This window comes from Pseudomonas imperatae, assembly GCF_057128625.1.
In genome coordinates this window covers 316144-335323 of sequence record NZ_JBSKHP010000001.1, presented here as the reverse complement: position 1 = coordinate 335323, position 19180 = coordinate 316144, and the positions used below count along the sequence as shown (strand labels likewise).

At 65.1% G+C, this 19180-nt stretch carries 15 protein-coding genes; 3 read left to right on the top strand and 12 right to left on the bottom strand.

Annotation, left to right across the window (positions count from 1 at the left end; translation table 11 throughout):
* The first annotated feature begins 42 nt into the window (after window positions 1–42).
* Together ACWKWX_RS01595 and ACWKWX_RS01590 are read left to right on the top strand one after the other, a co-directional pair.
* Window positions 43–2076, top strand: a complete 2034-nt coding sequence (locus tag ACWKWX_RS01595; protein WP_416426812.1) for a sensor histidine kinase — start codon at window positions 43–45, stop codon at window positions 2074–2076.
* A 3-nt stretch (window positions 2077–2079) separates the two neighbouring features.
* The gene (locus ACWKWX_RS01590; RefSeq protein WP_483826861.1) at window positions 2080–2643 is read left to right on the top strand and encodes a cob(I)yrinic acid a,c-diamide adenosyltransferase; all 564 of its coding nucleotides are present in this window, start codon (window positions 2080–2082) and stop codon (window positions 2641–2643) included.
* A gap of 123 nt (window positions 2644–2766) precedes the next feature.
* On the opposite strand, the gene ACWKWX_RS01585 is transcribed toward ACWKWX_RS01590, so the two are convergent.
* From ACWKWX_RS01585 to secA, 3 genes are all read right to left on the bottom strand, one after another.
* Window positions 2767–3711, bottom strand: a complete 945-nt coding sequence (locus ACWKWX_RS01585; RefSeq protein WP_483826860.1) for a Nudix family hydrolase — start codon at window positions 3709–3711, stop codon at window positions 2767–2769.
* Between the two features lie 112 nt (window positions 3712–3823).
* Window positions 3824–5041 carry a bifunctional glutamate N-acetyltransferase/amino-acid acetyltransferase ArgJ gene (gene argJ / locus ACWKWX_RS01580; RefSeq protein ID WP_416426816.1) on the bottom strand — a complete coding sequence of 406 codons (1218 nt, stop codon included), beginning with the start codon at window positions 5039–5041 and terminating at the stop codon, window positions 3824–3826.
* A gap of 116 nt (window positions 5042–5157) precedes the next feature.
* Window positions 5158–7896 (bottom strand): preprotein translocase subunit SecA, encoded by a 2739-nt coding sequence (secA, locus tag ACWKWX_RS01575; RefSeq protein ID WP_476295653.1) that lies wholly within the window; start codon window positions 7894–7896, stop codon window positions 5158–5160.
* 275 nt (window positions 7897–8171) lie between these two features.
* On the opposite strand from secA, the gene ACWKWX_RS01570 reads away from it, so the two are divergent.
* Window positions 8172–8639 (top strand): DUF721 domain-containing protein, encoded by a 468-nt coding sequence (locus tag ACWKWX_RS01570; protein WP_483826859.1) that lies wholly within the window; start codon window positions 8172–8174, stop codon window positions 8637–8639.
* A gap of 94 nt (window positions 8640–8733) precedes the next feature.
* On the opposite strand, the gene lpxC is transcribed toward ACWKWX_RS01570, so the two are convergent.
* The 9 genes from lpxC to murD all read right to left on the bottom strand — a co-directional run bounded on the left by lpxC (window position 8734) and on the right by murD (window position 19176).
* Window positions 8734–9645, bottom strand: a complete 912-nt coding sequence (lpxC, locus tag ACWKWX_RS01565) for a UDP-3-O-acyl-N-acetylglucosamine deacetylase (protein WP_008365412.1) — start codon at window positions 9643–9645, stop codon at window positions 8734–8736.
* Between the two features lie 112 nt (window positions 9646–9757).
* A complete protein-coding gene (ftsZ, locus tag ACWKWX_RS01560) occupies window positions 9758–10948 on the bottom strand; it encodes a cell division protein FtsZ (RefSeq protein WP_416426822.1) in 1191 nt (396 codons plus the stop codon).
* Window positions 10949–11010: 62 nt separating this feature from the next.
* The gene (gene ftsA / locus ACWKWX_RS01555) at window positions 11011–12267 is read right to left on the bottom strand and encodes a cell division protein FtsA (RefSeq protein WP_008365410.1); all 1257 of its coding nucleotides are present in this window, start codon (window positions 12265–12267) and stop codon (window positions 11011–11013) included.
* Window positions 12268–12281: 14 nt separating this feature from the next.
* Complete coding sequence (locus ACWKWX_RS01550) at window positions 12282–13151, bottom strand: cell division protein FtsQ/DivIB (RefSeq protein WP_416426824.1); 870 nt, start codon at window positions 13149–13151, stop codon at window positions 12282–12284.
* A 4-nt stretch (window positions 13152–13155) separates the two neighbouring features.
* Window positions 13156–14115, bottom strand: coding sequence for a D-alanine--D-alanine ligase (locus ACWKWX_RS01545; RefSeq protein ID WP_416426826.1), 960 nt, complete (start codon window positions 14113–14115; stop codon window positions 13156–13158).
* The gene (gene murC / locus ACWKWX_RS01540) at window positions 14112–15566 is read right to left on the bottom strand and encodes a UDP-N-acetylmuramate--L-alanine ligase (RefSeq protein WP_416426828.1); all 1455 of its coding nucleotides are present in this window, start codon (window positions 15564–15566) and stop codon (window positions 14112–14114) included. Before murC ends, ACWKWX_RS01545 begins: the two co-directional genes overlap by 4 nt.
* The gene (murG, locus tag ACWKWX_RS01535) at window positions 15559–16629 is read right to left on the bottom strand and encodes an undecaprenyldiphospho-muramoylpentapeptide beta-N-acetylglucosaminyltransferase (protein WP_416426830.1); all 1071 of its coding nucleotides are present in this window, start codon (window positions 16627–16629) and stop codon (window positions 15559–15561) included. The genes murC and murG overlap by 8 nt, the downstream gene beginning before the upstream one ends.
* A complete protein-coding gene (gene ftsW / locus ACWKWX_RS01530; protein ID WP_416426832.1) occupies window positions 16619–17833 on the bottom strand; it encodes a putative lipid II flippase FtsW in 1215 nt (404 codons plus the stop codon). Before ftsW ends, murG begins: the two co-directional genes overlap by 11 nt.
* Window positions 17830–19176: a UDP-N-acetylmuramoyl-L-alanine--D-glutamate ligase gene (gene murD, locus ACWKWX_RS01525; protein WP_483826858.1), complete on the bottom strand. Its 1347-nt coding sequence runs from the start codon at window positions 19174–19176 to the stop codon at window positions 17830–17832. The genes ftsW and murD overlap by 4 nt, the downstream gene beginning before the upstream one ends.
* Window positions 19177–19180: the final 4 nt, after the last annotated feature.

The following is a 19180-nucleotide window of genomic DNA, read 5'->3' as shown; positions in this document are numbered from 1 at the left end:
CACTCAAGGTTGAACGCCCTTTCCAGGAAGACGGAACCGTCAATGCCATTGCGCCAGCGCCTCGAAAACCTGCCGGTGGGGCAGAAACTGCTCGCCGCCCTGCTGGTCCTGCTGACCACCGTGCTGCTGGTCGCCAACCTGACCTTCATCAGCGCCGCCTACTGGATCTCCCAGGAAAGCATGGCGCCTCAGGCCCTGCAGACCATCGGCAAGCTGGTCACCAACCCGGCCCTGGCCATCGAGTCGCTGGACTCGCCGCAGAGCGCCCAGGCATTGCTGGAAGAGCTCAACAGCTACTCGCCGCTGCGGGCGGCGGCGGTCTACGACACCGACGGCAAGCTGCTCGCGCAAACCCAGCACGGCCAGCAACTGAGGCTGCCCGAGCACTTCCGCAACGTCGAGAAGTGGCGCCAGACCGAATTCCGCAGCACCCAGGTGGTCAACCTGCCCCGCAGCGGCAAGCCGCCGGGGCACCTGCTGCTGATCGCCAGCAGCGAACTGCCCATGGCCTTCTACACCGGCACCCTCACCGCCAGCCTGGGCATCCTGGTGTTCAGCGTGCTGCTGTGGCTGGTGATTGCCCGGCAGATCAAGCGCCTGATCACCCAGCCCATCTACCGCCTGGAAGAACTGTCACGGCAGGTGACCCGCGAGGAGAACTACTCCCTGCGCGCCGCCCCCGGCAACCATGACGAAATCGGCAGCCTGGCCGAAGCGTTCAACACCATGCTGTCGCGCATCGAAGCCCGCGAACAACAGCTCAAGCGCGCCCGCGACGACTCCCAGGCCGCCTATGACCAGGCCCAGGGCCTGGCCGAGGAAACCCGCCACACCAACCGCAAGCTCGAGCTGGAAGTGCAGGTGCGCAGCAAGATCGAGAAGAAACTCACGGGCTTCCAGAATTACCTCAACAGCATCATCGACTCCATGCCCTCGGCGCTGATTGCCCTGGACGAACAGCTCTACGTGACCCAGTGGAACCAGGAGGCCAGCGCGCTTTCCGGCACGCCCCTGGACGAGGCCCTGAACCAGCCGATATTCCTTGCGTTCGAACCGCTGAAGCCGTTCCTGCCGCAGCTCAAGACCACCGTTGAACGCCACACCGTGGCCAAGATCGAGCGCGTGACCTGGGTGAAGGACGACGTGGCCCACCACTACGCCCTGACCTTCTACCCGCTGATGGGCGGCGCCGGCCGTGGCGTGGTGATTCGTATCGACGACATCAGCCAGCGCCTGTCCATGGAAGAGATGATGGTGCAGTCGGAGAAGATGCTCTCGGTGGGCGGCCTGGCGGCCGGCATGGCCCACGAGATCAACAACCCCCTGGGCGCCATTCTGCACAACGTGCAGAACGTGCGCCGGCGCCTGTCCGCCGACCTGCCGCGCAACGTCGAGGCCGCCGCCGAGGCCGGTATCGACCTGGCGACGGTCAACCGCTACCTGCTCAACCGCGAGATCCCGCAACTGCTCGACGGCATCCAGCAGGCCGGCGCACGGGCGGCGAAGATCGTCACCCACATGCTCAGCTTCAGCCGCCGCAGCAATCGCCAGCTGGCGCCCTGCGACCTGCCGGCGCTGATCGACCAGGCGGTGGAAATCGCCGGCAACGACTTCGACCTGGCCATCGGCTTCGACTTCAAGGGCCAGAACATCATCCGCCAGTTCGACCCCAACCTGGGGCCGGTGCCTGGCACCGCCAACGAACTGGAGCAGGTGCTGCTCAACCTGCTGAAGAACGCTGCCCAGGCCATCCACCAGCGCCCCGAAGGCGGCGAGCCCGGGCGCATAACGCTGCGCACCCGGCTGAACCCGCCTTGGGCCGAGATCCAGGTGGAAGACAATGGCATCGGCATGCCCGAACAGGTGCGCAAGCGCACCTTCGAGCCGTTCTTCACCACCAAGGAAATCGGCCAGGGCACCGGCCTGGGGCTCTCGGTTTCCTATTTCATCATCACCAACAACCACAAGGGCCAGATGGAAGTGCAATCGACGCCGGGGCTGGGCACCTGCTTCACCCTGCGCCTGCCGCTGACGGCCAGCACCGTCGCCACTCCCCTCTTGACCTCGGAGACTTGAACCATGGGCTTTCGCCTGTCGAAGATCTACACCCGCACCGGTGACAAGGGCGAAACCGGCCTGGGCGACGGCCGCCGCGTGGGCAAGGACCACCCCCGCGTGGAGGCCATTGGCGAGGTCGACACGCTGAACAGCCAGCTGGGCCTGCTACTGGCCGGCTGCGCCGAGGATTCGCGCCTGAGCGAGGTGCTGGAGGCCCTGGCGCCGTGCCAGCACCGCTTGTTCGACCTGGGTGGCGAGCTGGCGATGCCGGCGTACCAGGCGCTGGATGCTGCCGAAGTGGCACGGCTGGAGCAGGTGATCGATGCCTGGAACGAAGAACTGGGCCCGCTGGAGAACTTCATCCTGCCGGGTGGCTCCACGCTGATCGCCCAGGCGCACGTGTGCCGCAGCCTGGCGCGCAGTGCCGAGCGTCGCTGCCAGCATTTGAATGCGGTGGAACCGCTGGGGGGCGTGGGGTTGGCCTACATCAACCGGCTGTCGGACCTGCTGTTCGTGGCAGCGCGCATCATCGCCCGGCGCCAGGGTGTACCCGAGATCCTCTGGCAACCCGCCGCAAAACCCTGAACACCACCCCCCGTAGCCGCTGCCGCCAGGCTGCGCTGGCCCCATGCCTCACTGGAAATCTCCAGCGAACCCGAGGGCCAGCGCAGCCTGACGGCAGCGGCTACGCGATAGCGGCGTTTGAAATCACGCCTCTGGCCAGAAGGCGCGGATCCCGGCTACACCTTGCGCGCCCAGGTCCCAGGCGCGCTGCTTGTCGGCAGGGCCTACGCCACCCAGCAGGAACACCGGGTAGTTGAAGCCGGCGATCAGCTCGGCCGCCTGCTCCCAGCCCAGCGGTTGGGCATCGGGATGAGTCTGGGTCGGCTGCACCGGCGACAGGGTGACGAAGTCGACGCCCATCTGCTGCGCCAGCGCCAGCTCCTCGGCGTTGTGGCAGGAGGCTGCCAACAGCCGCTCACGAGGGAACGGGCGGCCCTTGCTGGCGTATTTGCGCAGCTGTTCGGCAATCAGGTGCCAGCCGGCCGAAGGGAAGTCCCCCAGCCATTCCAGCGGGCCCTTGAGCATCAGCTGCGCCTTGCCGGCACACAGGCCCACCGCGTCCACGGCGAGGTCGCGGTACTTGGGGTCGTAGCCATTGGGCGCGCGCAGCTGCACCAGCCGCGCGCCGTTGGCGATGGCCTTCTGGATGCCACGCAGCAGCTCGGGGCCTTCCAGCTCGCCGGGGGTAATCAGGTATTCGCTGGCCAGCCCCGCCGCCTTGACGATCGGCCGGTTGGCTTCGGGGAATTCGTAGTTGGGCAGCTCGCGGGCGGTGACCCAGGCCAGGGGTTGGCCTTCGGCGCCGTGGGGCTGGCCGGTGAAGGCCGACACTTCCCACACGTCCAGCAGCACCTGCTTGTCCGGGTAGTCGTGCTGCACCTTGATCAGCGGGCGCGCCGCGGTCACGGTGATGCCCAGTTCCTCGGCCAGCTCGCGGCCCAGGGCGGCGCGCACGCTTTCGCCCTCTTCCACCTTGCCACCCGGGAACTCCCACAGGCCGCCCTGGTGCTGGGTGTCGGCGCGGCGGGCAATGAGGATACGGTTGTCAGCGCCACGGATGACGGCGGCGGCTACATGAATGCGTTTCACGATTCCTCCAGTGTCCTGTAGCCGCTGCCGCCAGGCTGCGCTGGCCCCCAAGTACACTGAATATTTCCAGCGCACTCCAGGGCCAGCGCAGCCTTCGGCAGCGGCTACGGAATTACGTGCGGTATTCGGCGTTGATCTTCACGTATTCGTGGGACAGGTCGGTGGTCCAGATGGTTTCGCTGCAGTCACCACGGCCCAGCTCGATGCGAATGGTGATTTCCTCGCGCGCCATCACCGCCGAGCCCTGCTCTTCGGTGTAGGTGGCCGAACGACCGCCACGGCTGGCGATGCACACTTCGCCCAGGTACACGTCGATCTTGCTCACGTCCAGCTCTGGCACACCGGCACGGCCGACTGCCGCCAGAATGCGGCCCCAGTTGGGATCGGAGGCGAACAGCGCGGTCTTGATCAGCGGCGAGTGCGCCACGGCGTAGCCCACGTCCAGGCATTCCTGGTGGTTGCCACCGCCGTTGACCTGCACGGTGACGAACTTGGTGGCGCCTTCGCCGTCACGGACGATGGCCTGGGCCACTTCCATGCACACCTCGAACACGGCCTTCTTCAGGGCGTCGAACAGCGCGCCGCGGGCTTCGGTCACTTCCGGCAGGTTGGCCTGGCCGGTGGCGATCAGCATGCAGCAGTCGTTGGTGGAGGTGTCACCGTCGATGGTGATGCGGTTGAACGACTTGTTGGCGCCGTCCAGGATCAGGTCCTTGAGCACCGCCGGGGCCACTTTGGCGTCGGTGGCGATGTAGCCGAGCATGGTGGCCATGTTCGGACGGATCATGCCCGCGCCCTTGGAAATGCCGGTAACAGTGACCGTCACGCCGTCGATCACGAACTGGCGACTGGCGCCCTTGGGCAGGGTGTCAGTGGTCATGATGCCGGTGGCGGCAGCGGCCCAGTTGTCCACGGACAGGTCGTCCAGGGCAGCCTGCAGGGCGCCTTCGATCTTCTCGACCGGCAGCGGCTCGCCGATCACGCCGGTGGAGAACGGCAGCACCGCGCTGGCGTCGACGCCAGCCAGCTTGGCCAGGCTGGCGCAGGTGCGCTCGGCGGCCACCAGGCCAGGCTCACCGGTGCCGGCGTTGGCATTGCCGGTGTTGGTCAGCAGGTAACGCACGGTGCCCTGCACGCGCTGCTTGGCGATGATCACCGGCGCGGCGCAGAACGCATTCAGGGTGAAGACGCCAGCCACGCTCGAACCTTCGGCGCAGCGCATCACCACCACGTCCTTGCGCCCAGGGCGCTTGATGCCCGCCGAAGCGATGCCAAGCTCGAAACCAGCGACCGGGTGCAACGTTGGCAAAGGACCCAGACCAACAGCCATGTGAACACTCCTGCAAAGACGGACGCCGTGTTCCAGCACACGGCGCTAACGATGGAAAAACGCCGCGACGGCTGGAGCCGGTCGCGGCGCGGATGTTTCAGGTCAGGGCCGGATCGTCAGTTGATCTGGCCGTGACAGTGCTTGAACTTCTTGCCCGAACCACACCAGCACAGTTCGTTGCGGCCCAGCTTCTGGTCGTTGCGCACGGGGGCGGCGGCCAGGGCTACATCTTCGCCCTCCTCGGCTACCAGCTGCGGCGCTTCAAGGCCAGGTGCCTCGGCGTGTTCGAACTGCATGCGCGCAGCCAGTTCCTCGGCTTCGCGGCGCAGGCGTGCTTCTTCCTCGGCCGGATCTTCGCGGCGTACCTGCACGTGCGACAGCACGCGGATGGTGTCGCGCTTGATCGAGTCCAGCAGTTCCTGGAACAGGGTGAACGACTCGCGTTTGTACTCCTGCTTCGGGTTCTTCTGGGCGTAGCCACGCAGGTGGATACCGTGACGCAGGTGATCCATGGTCTGCAGGTGATCTTTCCACAGGTCGTCCAGCACGCGCAGCAGGATCTGCTTCTCGAAGGTACGCAGGGCATCGGCGCTGGCCTGCTCTTCCTTCTCGTTGTAAGCCTCCAGTAGTTCGGCCAGCAGCTTCTCGCGCAGGGTTTCCTCGTACAGGTGGTCGTCTTCGTCCAGCCACTGCTGGATCGGCAGCTTCACGCCGAAGTCGCTCAGCAGGGCCGCTTCCAGGCCAGCCACGTCCCACTGCTCGGGCAGCGACTGTGGCGGGATGTGGGCGCTGACGGTGCTGTCCAGGACTTCCTGGCGGAACTCGGCGATGGTGTCACCAATGTTCTGCGCGGCCAGCAGGCTGTTGCGCATGTGGTAGATGACCTTGCGCTGTTCGTTGGCAACGTCGTCGAACTCCAGCAATTGCTTGCGGATGTCGAAGTTGCGGCCTTCTACCTTGCGCTGGGCCTTCTCGATGGCGTTGGTGACCATGCGGTGCTCGATGGCCTCGCCGGACTGCATGCCCAGGGCCTTCATGAAGTTCTTCACCCGATCGGAGGCGAAGATGCGCATCAGGCTGTCTTCCAGCGACAGGTAGAAACGGCTCGAACCGGTGTCACCCTGGCGGCCGGCACGGCCACGCAGCTGGTTGTCGATACGGCGCGATTCGTGGCGCTCGGAGGCGATCACGTGCAGGCCGCCCGACTCCAGCACTTGCTGGTGGCGCTTCTGCCAATCGGCCTTGATCTGGGCGATCTGCTCGGGGGTAGGGTTCTCCAGGGAGGCAACTTCCACTTCCCAGTTGCCGCCCAGCAGGATGTCGGTACCACGACCGGCCATGTTGGTGGCGATGGTCAGTGCACCCGGGCGACCGGCCTGGGCGATGATCTCGGCTTCCTTCTCGTGGAACTTGGCGTTGAGCACCTTGTGCTCGATACCTTCCTGGTTGAGCAGGTTGGACATGTGCTCGGAGGTTTCGATGGTGGCCGTACCGACCAGCACCGGGCGCCCCTGGGCCATGCTTTCCTTGATATCGGTGACGATGGCAGCGTACTTCTCGTCCGCGGTCAGGTACACCAGGTCGTTGAAGTCCTTGCGCGCCAGCGGCTTGTTCGGCGGAATCACCATGACCGACAGGTTGTAGATCTGGTGGAACTCGAACGCCTCGGTGTCAGCGGTACCGGTCATGCCGGACAGCTTGTTGTACAGGCGGAAGTAGTTCTGGAACGTGGTCGATGCCAGGGTCTGGCTCTCGGCCTGGATGTTCAGGTTTTCCTTGGCCTCGATGGCCTGGTGCAGGCCTTCGGACAGGCGACGGCCGGGCATGGTACGGCCGGTGTGCTCGTCGACCAGCAGGATCTGGCCGTCCTGGACAATGTATTCCACGTTGCGGTGGAACAGCTTGTGGGCGCGCAGGCCGGCGTACACGTGGGTCAGCAGGCCCAGGTTGTGCGCCGAATACAGGCTCTCGCCCTCGGCCAGCAGGCCGACCTGGGTGAGCATTTCCTCGACGAACTGGTGACCGGCTTCGTTCATCTCCACCTGGCGGGACTTCTCGTCGATGGTGAAGTGACCGGCCTTGGTGACCTGGCCTTCGACTTCCTCGATGTGCTGCTCCAGGCGCGGGATCAAGCGGTTGATCTCGGTGTACAGCTTGGAGCTGTCCTCGGCCTGGCCGGAGATGATCAGCGGGGTACGGGCTTCGTCGATGAGGATGGAGTCGACTTCGTCGATCACGGCGAAATTCAGTTCGCGCTGGAATTTCTCTTCCAGGCTGAACGCCATGTTGTCGCGCAGGTAGTCGAAACCGAACTCGTTGTTGGTGCCGTAGGTGATGTCGGCGGCGTAGGCGGTACGTTTTTCCTCAGGCGGCGCGAAAGGCGTGACGACGCCCACGGTCAGGCCGAGGAATTCGTACAGCGGGCGCATCCAGTTGGCGTCCCGGCGGGCCAGGTAGTCGTTCACGGTGACCACGTGCACGCCCTTGCCGGACAGTGCATTGAGGTACACGGCCAGGGTTGCGACCAAAGTCTTGCCCTCACCGGTGCGCATTTCGGCGATCATGCCTTCATGCAGCGTCATGCCACCAATGAGCTGGACGTCGAAGTGGCGCATGCCCATGACTCGCTTGCCCGCTTCGCGGCATACCGCGAAGGCTTCCGGCAGAAGCTTGTCGAGGGTCTCGCCTTTTGCCAGGCGGGCCTTGAACTCGTCGGTCTTGGCGCGCAGCTGCTCGTCCGAGAGGGCCACCATTTGCTCTTCGAAGGCATTGACGATCTGTACCGTCTTGAGCATGCGCTTGACTTCACGCTCGTTCTTGCTTCCAAAAAGTTTCTTTAACAAAGGCGCAAACATATCGGCAGGATCTTCCACACGTAGGGATGGAGGGCGGCCCCGTGAGTCGCCCGTGCAGCCCTCATGGCCGCATGCGAACGAGCATTCTACCCGGAAACGGCGAGGAGGAAAGTGGCGTTATTTCCACGATGCTGGCACAGCGCTTTGACGGGGCTTTTTTACAATAAGGGCTTTTTTCCCAACTTCAACCCATGGGGTGCAGAAGTTATGTAACAGCCGGCGGGAAACGGGCCCTTTCTGCTACCATGGCGGCTCTGCAATTTCAGGTTTCCCCTATGGCCTTCCGCCCCCTTCCCGCCCGGGCGCCCGGCGTTTTGCTGCGCGAAGCCAAGCCCCTCAAGGCCCTGTTCAGCCAGGCCCAGCGCCTGTCGCACCTGCAACGGCTGTTCGAAAGCCAGCTGCAGCCGGCTGCCCGCCCGCACTGCTACGTGGCGTCATGGCGTGAAGGCTGCCTGCTACTGATTGTCACTGATGGCCATTGGGCAACACGCCTGCGCTACCAGCAAAAGCGCCTGCAGCGCGACCTGCAGGCCCTGGCCGAGTTTGCCAGCCTGACGCGCATCCTGTTCAAGGTGCAGCCGCCCATGCTGCAGCGCAGCACCGGCGGCCGCAATATCGACCTGTCCGCGCAGTCGGCGGAAAACATCCAGTCCACCGCCGAAGGCATCACCGACCCCAAGCTCAAGGCCGCCCTGGAGCGCCTGGCGGCGCATGCAGGCAAGCCCAAGCCGCAAGACCCGTAGCAGCGGCCAAAGGCCGCGTCGTGGGTGGTGATGGCCCATAAAAAAGGCCACCCGAAGGTGGCCTCAAGAACATCTAGAGAAGAGAGTGTTCGACTTACACTGCCGCCACGGGACGCATGTAAGAGATCGGTGCCGTGCTGGCATCTTCGAAAGTCACCACTTCCCAGGCATCCTTCTGCTCGATGAGCTTGCGCAGGAGCTGGTTGTTCAGCGCATGGCCGGACTTGAAGCCACGGAACTCACCAATCAGGCTGTTGCCCAGCAGGTAGAGGTCACCGATGGCGTCCAGGATCTTGTGCTTGACGAATTCGTCTTCGTAGCGAAGACCGTCCTCGTTCAGCACGCCGTCCTTGTCGACCACGATAGCGTTTTCAACGCTGCCGCCGAGTGCGAGGTTGTGCTTGCGCAGGTACTCGATGTCACTCATGAAACCAAAGGTACGGGCGCGGCTGACTTCCTTCACGAAGGACGTGCTGGAGAAGTCGACGCTGGCACTTTGGGTGCGGTTGCGGAACACAGGGTGATCGAAATCGATCTCGAAGCTCACCTTGAACCCGTCGAATGGCACGAAAGTGGCGCGCTTGTCGCCGTCTTCCACTGTCACTTCGCGCAGGATGCGGATGAATTTCTTGGCTGCGTCCTGTTCTTCCAGGCCGGCAGATTGAATCAGGAATACGAAGGGTCCTGCACTACCATCCATGATCGGGACTTCGGACGCGGAGAGCTCGACGTAGGCGTTATCGATGCCCAGGCCAGCCATGGCCGAGAGCAAGTGCTCAACCGTGTCTACCTTGGTATCGCCGTTGACCAGAGTGGTCGACATCGTGGTCTCGCCGACATTTTCCGCTCGCGCAGGAATCTGCACCATTGGATCCAGGTCGGCACGACAGAAAACGATGCCAGTATCCACGGGTGCCGGCTTGAGGGTCAGGTATACCTTCTCCCCAGAGTGCAGGCCGACACCGGTGGCACGGATAATATTCTTCAGGGTGCGTTGTTTAATCATGGCATTGGCCGCTTCAGCGCAAATTGCGAACTGGTATCAACAAAGGCTGGCGATAATAGCAGACCCGGCCTTTGCTGAACACCAATCACCTTCATAGCCCTGATAAATTCCATCAATCGGCCTGACGACGCAGGAATGCCGGGATGTCCAGGTAGTCCAGATCGTCTTGCGGGTTGAGTTTGGCAGCCTGTGCCGCGCCTGCGTGTGCCTGGTTGCGCATCACGGTAGGACGGTCCAGGTCGCGGTAGTTCACCGACGGCAGTTCCTGACGAGCGGGCTGCTGTACGGCAGCTTGCTGGCTGGCGGCCTGCAGGGTGTTGTCGATGATTTTCACCGGCTTCTCGATCTTCGCGCCCAGGCCCGTGGCAACTACGGTCACGTGCAGCTCGTCGCGCATGTCCGGGTCGATCACGGTACCGACCTTGACCATGGCGTGGTCGGAAGCGAACGCCTCGATGATGCTACCCACGTCGGAGTATTCACCCAGCGACAGGTCAGGACCTGCGGTGATGTTCACCAGGATGCCGCGGGCCCCCTGCAGGTTGACGTCTTCGAGCAGCGGGTTGCGGATGGCCGCCTCGGTCGCTTCACGCGCACGGTTCGGACCGCTGGCGCAGCCGGTGCCCATCATGGCCATGCCCATCTCGCTCATGACAGTGCGCACGTCGGCGAAGTCGACGTTGATCATGCCCGGACGCTTGATGATGTCGGAGATACCGCGGACGGCACCGGCCAGCACGTCGTCAGCCTTGGCGAACGCGGACAGCAGGCTGGCGTCCTTGCCCAGGATGGTCAGCAGCTTCTCGTTGGGGATGGTGATCAACGAGTCGACGCTTTCCGACAGCGCGCGGATGCCTTCGTCGGCGATCTGCATGCGCTTGCGGCCTTCGAACGGGAACGGACGGGTCACGACCGCAACGGTCAGGATGCCCATCTCCTTCGCCACTTCGGCGATGATCGGCGCAGCACCGGTACCGGTACCGCCACCCATGCCGGTGGTGATGAAGACCATGTTGGTACCCACCAACACTTCGGCGATACGCTCGCGGTCTTCCAGTGCCGCCTGGCGGCCCACTTCAGGGTTGGCGCCAGCGCCCAGGCCCTTGGTCACGCCGGTGCCCAGTTGCAGGATGGTGCGCGCACCAATGTTCTTCAGGGCCTGAGCATCGGTGTTGGCGCAGATGAACTCGACGCCTTCGATGTTGCTCTTGACCATGTGATTGACCGCGTTGCCGCCGCCACCACCCACACCGATAACCTTGATTACCGGGCTTTGCGGGATGTTGTCTACAAGTTCGAACATGTTCCCTCTCCTTTCTCTAGTTTTAGCGCCTACTACTGCCTTTGAAGCTTTAAATCGGAAACTTAGAAGTTGCCTTGAACCCAACGTTTCAATCTTTCCAGCACAGGTGCCTTGGGTTCATCGCCATAGCTGTTGCTGTTACTCAAGCCGGTCAGGGTGGTGCCATCGTTCTGCTTCTGCAGCCCGTACATCAGCAGGCCCACGCCGGTCGAGTAAATCGGGTTGCGCACGACATCTGCCAACCCGCGAACCGAATGCGGTACGCCCAGGCGTACCGGCATGTGGAAAATTTCTTCGGCCAGTTCGACCGCGCCTTCCATCTTCGACGTACCACCGGTGAGCACGATGCCGCCGGGGATCAGGTCTTCGTAGCCGCTGCGGCGCAGTTCGGCCTGGATCAGGGTGAACAGCTCGTCGTAGCGCGGCTCGACCACTTCGGCCAGGGCCTGGCGCGACAGTTCGCGCGGCGGACGGTCGCCCACGCTTGGCACCTTGATGGTCTCGCCGGCGCCGGCCAGCTTGGCCAGGGCGCAGGCGTAGCGGATCTTGATCTCTTCGGCGTACTGGGTCGGGGTACGCAGCGCCATGGCGATGTCGTTGGTGACCTGGTCGCCGGCGATCGGGATCACCGCGGTGTGGCGGATGGCGCCTTCGGTGAAGATGGCGATGTCGGTGGTGCCGCCACCGATGTCCACCAGGCACACGCCCAGCTCTTTCTCGTCGTCGGTCAGCACCGAGTAGGCCGAGGCCAGTTGCTCGAGGATGATGTCGTCGATTTCCAGGCCACAGCGGCGCACGCACTTCTCGATGTTCTGCGCGGCGTTGACGGCGCAGGTGACCACGTGGACCTTGGCTTCCAGGCGCACGCCGGACATGCCCAGGGGCTCGCGCACGCCCTCCTGGTTGTCGATGGAGTAATCCTGCGGCAGGGTGTGCAAGACCCGCTGGTCAGCCGGGATGGCCACGGCCTGGGCGGCGTCCAGCACGCGCTCCAGGTCAGCGCTGCTGACTTCGCGATCGCGGATGGCGACGATGCCGTGGGAATTGAGGCTGCGGATGTGGTTGCCGGCAATGCCGACGAACGCCGAGTGGATACGGCAGCCCGCCATCAGCTGGGCTTCTTCCACCGCCCGCTGGATCGACTGCACCGTGGACTCGATGTTCACCACCACGCCCTTCTTCAGGCCGCGCGAGGGGTGGGTACCGATCCCGACGATATCCAGCGAACCGTCATCCGCCACTTCGCACACCAGTGCCACCACCTTGGAGGTACCGATGTCCAGACCGACGATCATTTTCCCGCTTTGCACGTTTGCCATGGTCCTGCCTCTTCTTAATTCTTCGCGACGGCGGCTTGGGCCGTCGGCTTCGCATTCGGGTCACGCCAGGCCACGGCCAGGCCGTTGGCGTAGCGCAGGTCGATGCTTGCGATATTCGTGATCTGGTCTTTCAGGGTCTTGTCGTAAATGGCAATGAAACGGCGCATTTTCTCGACGAGGTGGTCACGCCCCAGCAACAGCTCGATGCCGGGACCTGCGCTTCCTGCGCCGGTGGTGAGGAACCAGCTGCCCCGCTCGCGCAGCTCCAGCCGCACGATGGAGAAGCCCATGGGCCGCAGCATCTGGCTCAGCACCTGGTACTGCTGCATCACTTGCTGCTGGGCGCGTTGCGGCCCCACCAGCTGTGGCAGGTGCTCGTAGTTGGCCAGCTCGCGCGGCGCGAACGCCTCACCCTGGTTGTTGAGCAGTGCCGAGTCCCCCCAACGGGCCACGGGCAGTTGCTCTTCCAGCCGGATCACCACCTGGTCAGGCCACACCCGGCGAACTTCGGCGTGGGCGATCCACGGCATCTGCTCAAGCTCGGTGCGCATGCTGGTCAGGTCGATGGTAAAGAACGTCGACGCCACGTACGGGGCGATGCGCTGCTGCACCGCCTGCTGGCTGATGTAGCTGAGGTCGCCCTGCACGTTGATCTTGGTGATCGGCCGGTCGGCGTAGGGCATCAGGTAGATGGCGCCCTCGTAGGTGCCGACGCCCAGTGCCACCAGCAGCACCGGCCAGAACAGCTTCTTCAGGAAGCTGAAATTGGCCTTGCGTACCCGTGCGCCCATGGGCTCGTCGGCCACCATGCGGCTGGCGCCACGGGGCACCGGCTTGCTGCGGCCGGGTACGGGTTGCTGATGACGAAGCGTCGCGCCGTTCATGGGTTTACCCTCGCGCCTCTACGCTGTCGGCCAGGATCGCCAGCACCAGCTGCTGGAAATCGATGCCGGCAGCGCGAGCTGCCATGGGGACCAGGCTGTGGTCGGTCATGCCTGGGGCCGTGTTGACTTCCAGCAGCCAGAAACGCCCCTGCTCGTCCTGCATGACGTCGACGCGGGCCCAGCCGGCAATGCCGACGGCGTCACAGGCACGGGCCGTGAGGTCGATCAGCTCTTGTTCGCGGGTGGCGTCGAGGCCGCACGGGATTCGATACTGGGTATCGTTGGCCACGTATTTGGCGTCGTAGTCGTAGAACGAGTGCGAGGTGCCCAGGGCAATTGGCGGCAGGACCTGGCCACGCAGGGTCGCAATGGTGAACTCCGGACCTTGAATCCATTGTTCGACCAGGACTTGCGAGTCGTAGGTGCTGGCCGCTTTCCATGCGCCGATCAATTCTTCGACGCTGGACACTTTGGCCATACCGATACTTGAACCTTCATGGGCCGGTTTGACGATCAAAGGGAAGCCCAGTTCCGCACTCGCGGAAATACAATCTGCCTCGCTGGCCAAAACCGCGTGATGCGGGGTTGGCAGGCCCAGGCTTTGCCACACCTGCTTGGTGCGCAATTTGTCCATGGCCAGGGCCGAGGCGAGGATGCCGCTGCCGGTGTAGGGGATGCCCAGGCACTCCAGCAGGCCTTGCATGCTGCCGTCTTCACCGCCACGGCCGTGGAGGATGACGAAGGCGCGGTCGATCTTCTCGCTTTGCAGGCGCGCCAGCAGGTCATCGCCCACGTCCAGGCCGAAGGCGTCCACGCCGGCGCTCTGCAGGGCTTCAAGCACGGCAGCGCCGGACTTCAGGGAAACCTCCCGCTCGGCGCTCTTGCCGCCGTAAAGCACGGCCACGCGCCCGAAGTCCTTCGGGGCAATGGTCGATAGCAGGGAGGAAGTGGTGCTGGCTGTCATTTCAATTTCCCCTCGCCGGCCTTGTCAGCGGCGAACAACGGACTTTTCAGTAATTGCGGGGCGAGCCCGCCGATGTCGCCGGCGCCCTGGCACAGCAGGATGTCGCCGGCACGCAGCAGTGGCTTGACCAGTGGGGCCAGTTCCACGCCGCGCTCGATGTAGATCGGGTCCAGCTGGCCGCGCTGGCGGATGCTGTGGCACAACTGGCGGCTGTCGGCACCGGGGATCGGCTCTTCGCCGGCCGGGTAGACCTCCATCAGCAGCAGCACGTTGGCGTCGGCCAGCACCTGGACGAAGTCGTCGTACAGGTCGCGGGTGCGGCTGTAGCGGTGCGGCTGGTAGACCATCACCAGGCGGCGCTCCGGCCAGCCACCGCGCACGGCGCGGATGACCGCGGCCACTTCGGTGGGGTGGTGCCCGTAGTCGTCGACCAGCATCACGCTGCCGCCGTCCACCGGCAGTTCGCCGTACACCTGGAAGCGCCGGCCCACGCCCTGGAAGCCCGACAGGCCCTGGACGATGGCTTCGTCGCTGACGCCTTCGTCAGTGGCGATGGCGATGGTTGCCAGGGCGTTGAGCACGTTGTGGTTGCCGGGCATGTTCACCGACACGTTCAGCGGCTCGCGGTCGCGGCGCAGCACGGTGAAGTAGGTCAGCATGCCTTCCTGGCGGATGTTGATCGCGCGCACGTCGGCTTCTTCGCTGACGCCGTAGGTCAGGGTCGGACGGGCGATCTGCGGCAGGATCTCGCGCACCACCGGGTCGTCCAGGCACACCACGGCCAGGCCGTAGAACGGCAGGTTGTGGAGGAAGTCGACGAAGGTTTTCTTCAGCTTGTTGAAGTCGCCACCGTAGGTCGCCATGTGGTCGGCGTCGATGTTGGTGACCACGGCCACCAGCGGCTGCAGGTGCAGGAAGCTGGCGTCGCTTTCGTCGGCTTCGGCGATCAGGTAGCGGCTGGTGCCCAGCTGCGCGTTGGTGCCGGCGGCGTTCAGGCGGCCGCCGATCACGAACGTCGGGTCCAGGCCACCGGCGGCGAACACCGAGGCGATCAGGCTGGTGGTGGTGGTCTTGCCATGGGTACCGGCCACGGCGATGCCGTGACGGTAGCGCATCAGCTCGGCGAGCATCTCGGCGCGCGGCACCACGGGAATGCGGCGCTCAAGGGCAGTGGCCACTTCCGGGTTGGAGGTGTTCACGGCGCTGGACACCACCAGCACGTCGGCGGTGGCGGCGTTCTCGGCGCGATGGCCGATGAAGATCTGCGCGCCGAACGACTGCAGGCGCTCGGTGACCGGCGACGCCTTGAGGTCGGAGCCCGATACCTGGTAGCCCAGGTTCAGCAGCACCTCGGCGATACCGCACATGCCCACGCCGCCGATGCCGACGAAGTGGATGCGACGGATGCGGCGCATTTCCGGTTGTGGCATGGCTTTCTGATTCTCAACCATGGGCCACCTCCAGGCAGACGTCGACGACGGTACGGGTTGCATCGGGCTTGGCCAGGCGGCGTGCGGTGCTCGCCATGGTGTTGAGTTTTTCCGGTTGCATCAAAACCTCGTTCAGGCGTTCAGCCAGCTCGGCTGCGCCAGTTGTCGCTTGTGGCATCAGGAAGGCAGCGCCTTCACGGGCCAGATATTCGGCGTTGCGGGTCTGGTGGTCGTCGATGGCGTGGGGCAAGGGCACCAGCACCGAGGCCAGCCCGGCGGCGGCCAGCTCGCTGACGGTCAGCGCACCGGCACGGCACACCACCATGTCGGCCCAGCCATAGGCCTGGGCCATGTCCTTGATGAACGGCGCCACCTGCGCATCGATACCGGCGTCGCGGTAGCGCTGGGTGGTGACGTCACCGTGCAGCTTGCCGCACTGGTGGAACACTTCCGGGCGAATGGCCTCGGGCACCAGCGCCAGCGCGGCGGGGATCAGCTTGTTCAACGGCTCCGAGCCCAGGCTGCCCCCGGTGACCAGCAGGCGTGGCCGGCGGCCGGCCAGGGCCTGGCGCGGGGTTTCCAGGAACAGTTCGGGGCGCACCGGGTTACCGGTTGTGCGGCGCTTGGCCGAGGCACCGAAGGTGTTCGGGAAGGCCTCGCAGATACGCGCGGCCAGCGGCGCCAGCAGGCGGTTGGCGGTGCCGGCCACGGCGTTCTGCTCGTGGACGATCACCGGCACGCCGCACAGGCGCGCGGCCAGGCCACCAGGGCCGGTCACGTAGCCGCCGAAGCCCACCACGCACACCGGCTTGAGCTGGCGCATCACCTTGCGCGCCTGCAGCAGCGCGCGTACCAGCACGAACGGCGCCTTGAGCAGCGACAGCTTGCTCTTGCCCCGCAGCCCGGCGACGTTGATCAGGTGCAACGGCAGGCCAGCCTGGGGCACCAGTTCGTTCTCGATGCCACGCGGGGTGCCCAGCCAGTGCACGGTGTAGCCACGGGCCTGGAATTCGCGGGCGCAGGACAGCGCCGGGAACACGTGCCCGCCGGTGCCGCCTGCCATGATCAATACGTTACCGGCCACGGGCTGGCTCCTCTGCGAAGTCGCTCTCGTTGAACTCGGTTTCCTCACTGCCCAGGTGCGTGCGGCTCTCCCATTCGATGCGCAGCAACAACCCCAGGCAGGCACAACAGATCACCAGCGAGCTGCCCCCGTAGCTGAGGAACGGCAGGGTCAGGCCCTTGGTCGGCAGCAGGCCGACGTTCACGCCGATGTTGATCAGGAACTGGCCGATCCACAGGAACGACAGGCCGTAGGCCATGTAGGCGGCGAAGAACTGCTTGCTGCGCTCGGCCCAGACGCCGATGTACATGCCGCGAATACACACGAACACGAACAGCGCCACGGTGCACAGCGAACCGACCACGCCCAGCTCTTCGGCCAATACCGAGAACACGAAGTCGGTGTGCGCTTCAGGCAGGTAGAACTGCTTCTGCACGCTGTTGCCCAGGCCGGCGCCCAGCCAGCTGCCGCGACCGAAGGCGATCAGCGCCTGGGTCAACTGGTAGCCGGAACCGAACTGGTCGGCCCAGGGGTCGGTGAAGGTGGTCAGGCGGGCCATGCGGTACGGCTGCGCCTGCACCAGGATGAACACCGCGGCCACCGCCAGCACCACCATCAGGGCGAAGCGGAACAGGCCCACGCCACCCAGGAACAGCATGGCCGCCGCGGCGCCCATCATGACCACGGTGGCACCGAAGTCGGGTTCCATCAGCAGCAGCACGGCCATGGGCAGCAGCACGATGAACGGCTTGAAGAAGCCCATCCAGGTCTCGCGCACTTCCTTCTGCTGGCGGATCAGGTAGCCCGACAGGAAGATCACCACGAAGACCTTGGCCACCTCCGAGGGCTGCACGTTGAAGGCGCTGAAGCCGATCCAGCGCATGGAGCCGTTCACCTCGCGGCCGATGCCCGGCACCAGCACCAGCACCAGCAAGCCGAAGGCGCCCAGCAGCATCATCCAGCCCAGGCGCTGCCAGGTGGCGATGGGAATCATCATGGTCACGCCGCAGGCGCCCAGGCCCAGCACCAGGTACACCAGGTGGCGGATCATCATGTACAGCGGGTTGCCCGATTGCACGGCGGCCACTTCGGACGACGCCGAGGTGATCATCACCAGGCCCAGGCCCAGCAGCGCCAGGCAGCCGGCCAGCATCGGGAAGTCGACGTCGATGCCGCGGCCGGTGATCAGCGGCGACGGGTAAGGCTTGATCACGCCAAAGATCATGACAAGCCCTCCACGGCCTGGGCGAACAGGCGCCCACGCTCTTCGTAGTTTTTGAACATGTCCAGGCTCGCGCAGGCCGGCGACAGCAGCACGGCATCGCCGGGCTGGGCCAGGGCGGCGCATTGTTCGACGGCTTCGTCGAGGGTCCTGACCCGCACCAGCGGCACGCCGTCGCCCAGGGCGGCAGCGATCAGCTCGGCGTCGCGGCCCAGCAGCACCACGGCGCGGCAGTGGGCGGCGACCGGGGCCTTGAGGCCGGAGAAGTCGGCGCCCTTGCCGTCGCCACCGGCCACCAGCACCAGCTTGCCGTCGATGTCGGCGCCCAGGCCTTCGATGGCCGCCAGCGCGGCACCGACGTTGGTGGCCTTGGAGTCGTCGTAGTAGCTCACGCCGTCACGCTCGCGCAGCCATTGGCAGCGGTGCGCCAGGCCGGCGAAGGTGCGCAGGGTGGCCAGCATCGGCTCGAACGGCAGGCCCACGGCGTGGCCCAGGGCCAGCGCCGCCAGGGCATTGGCCTGGTTGTGCGAGCCGCGAATTTTCAACTCGCTGACCGGCATCAGGTTCTGGAATTCGAACGCCAGGTACTTCTGGCCGTTCTCTTCGCGCAGGCCGAAGGCCTTGAAGTCCGGCTTGTTGAGGCCGAAGGTCCAGCACGGCAGGCCCTCGCCCATCAGCGGCCGGGTCAGGGCGTCCTGGCGGTTGTAGACCACCTGGCGGGCGCCACGGAAGATCCGGTGCTTGGCCAGGTGGTACGCCGGCAGGCCGCTGTAGCGGTCCATGTGGTCTTCGCTGATGTTCAGCACGGTGGCCACTTCGGCGTTGAGCTGGTCGGTAGTCTCCAGCTGGAAGCTCGACAGCTCCAGCACGTACAGCTCGACGTCGTCGGCCAGCAGGTCGAGGGCCGGGGTGCCCAGGTTGCCGCCCACGGCCACGCGCTTGCCGGCCGCAGCCGCCATGTCGCCGACCAGGGTGGTGACGGTGCTCTTGGCGTTGGAACCGCTGATGGCGACGATGGGCGCCTGCGCGTTACGCGCGAACAGCTCGATGTCACCCGACAGCCGCACGCCACGGGCAGCGGCCTGCTGCAGCGCGGGCGTGGCCAGGGCCAGGCCGGGGCTCACCAGCAGCTCGCTGGCGCGGCACAGGAACTCCACGTCCAGCTCGCCACAGCGCACTTCAACCTGCGGGTAGTCACGGCGCAACGTCGCCAGCTCCGGCGGATTCTCGCGCGTGTCGGCCACGGCAAAGGCAATGCCCCGGCGCGCCAGGAAGCGCACCAGGGACATGCCGCTCTTGCCGAGGCCGACAACGATGCGGAATTGGTCAGAAGCGATCAGAGACACTCGT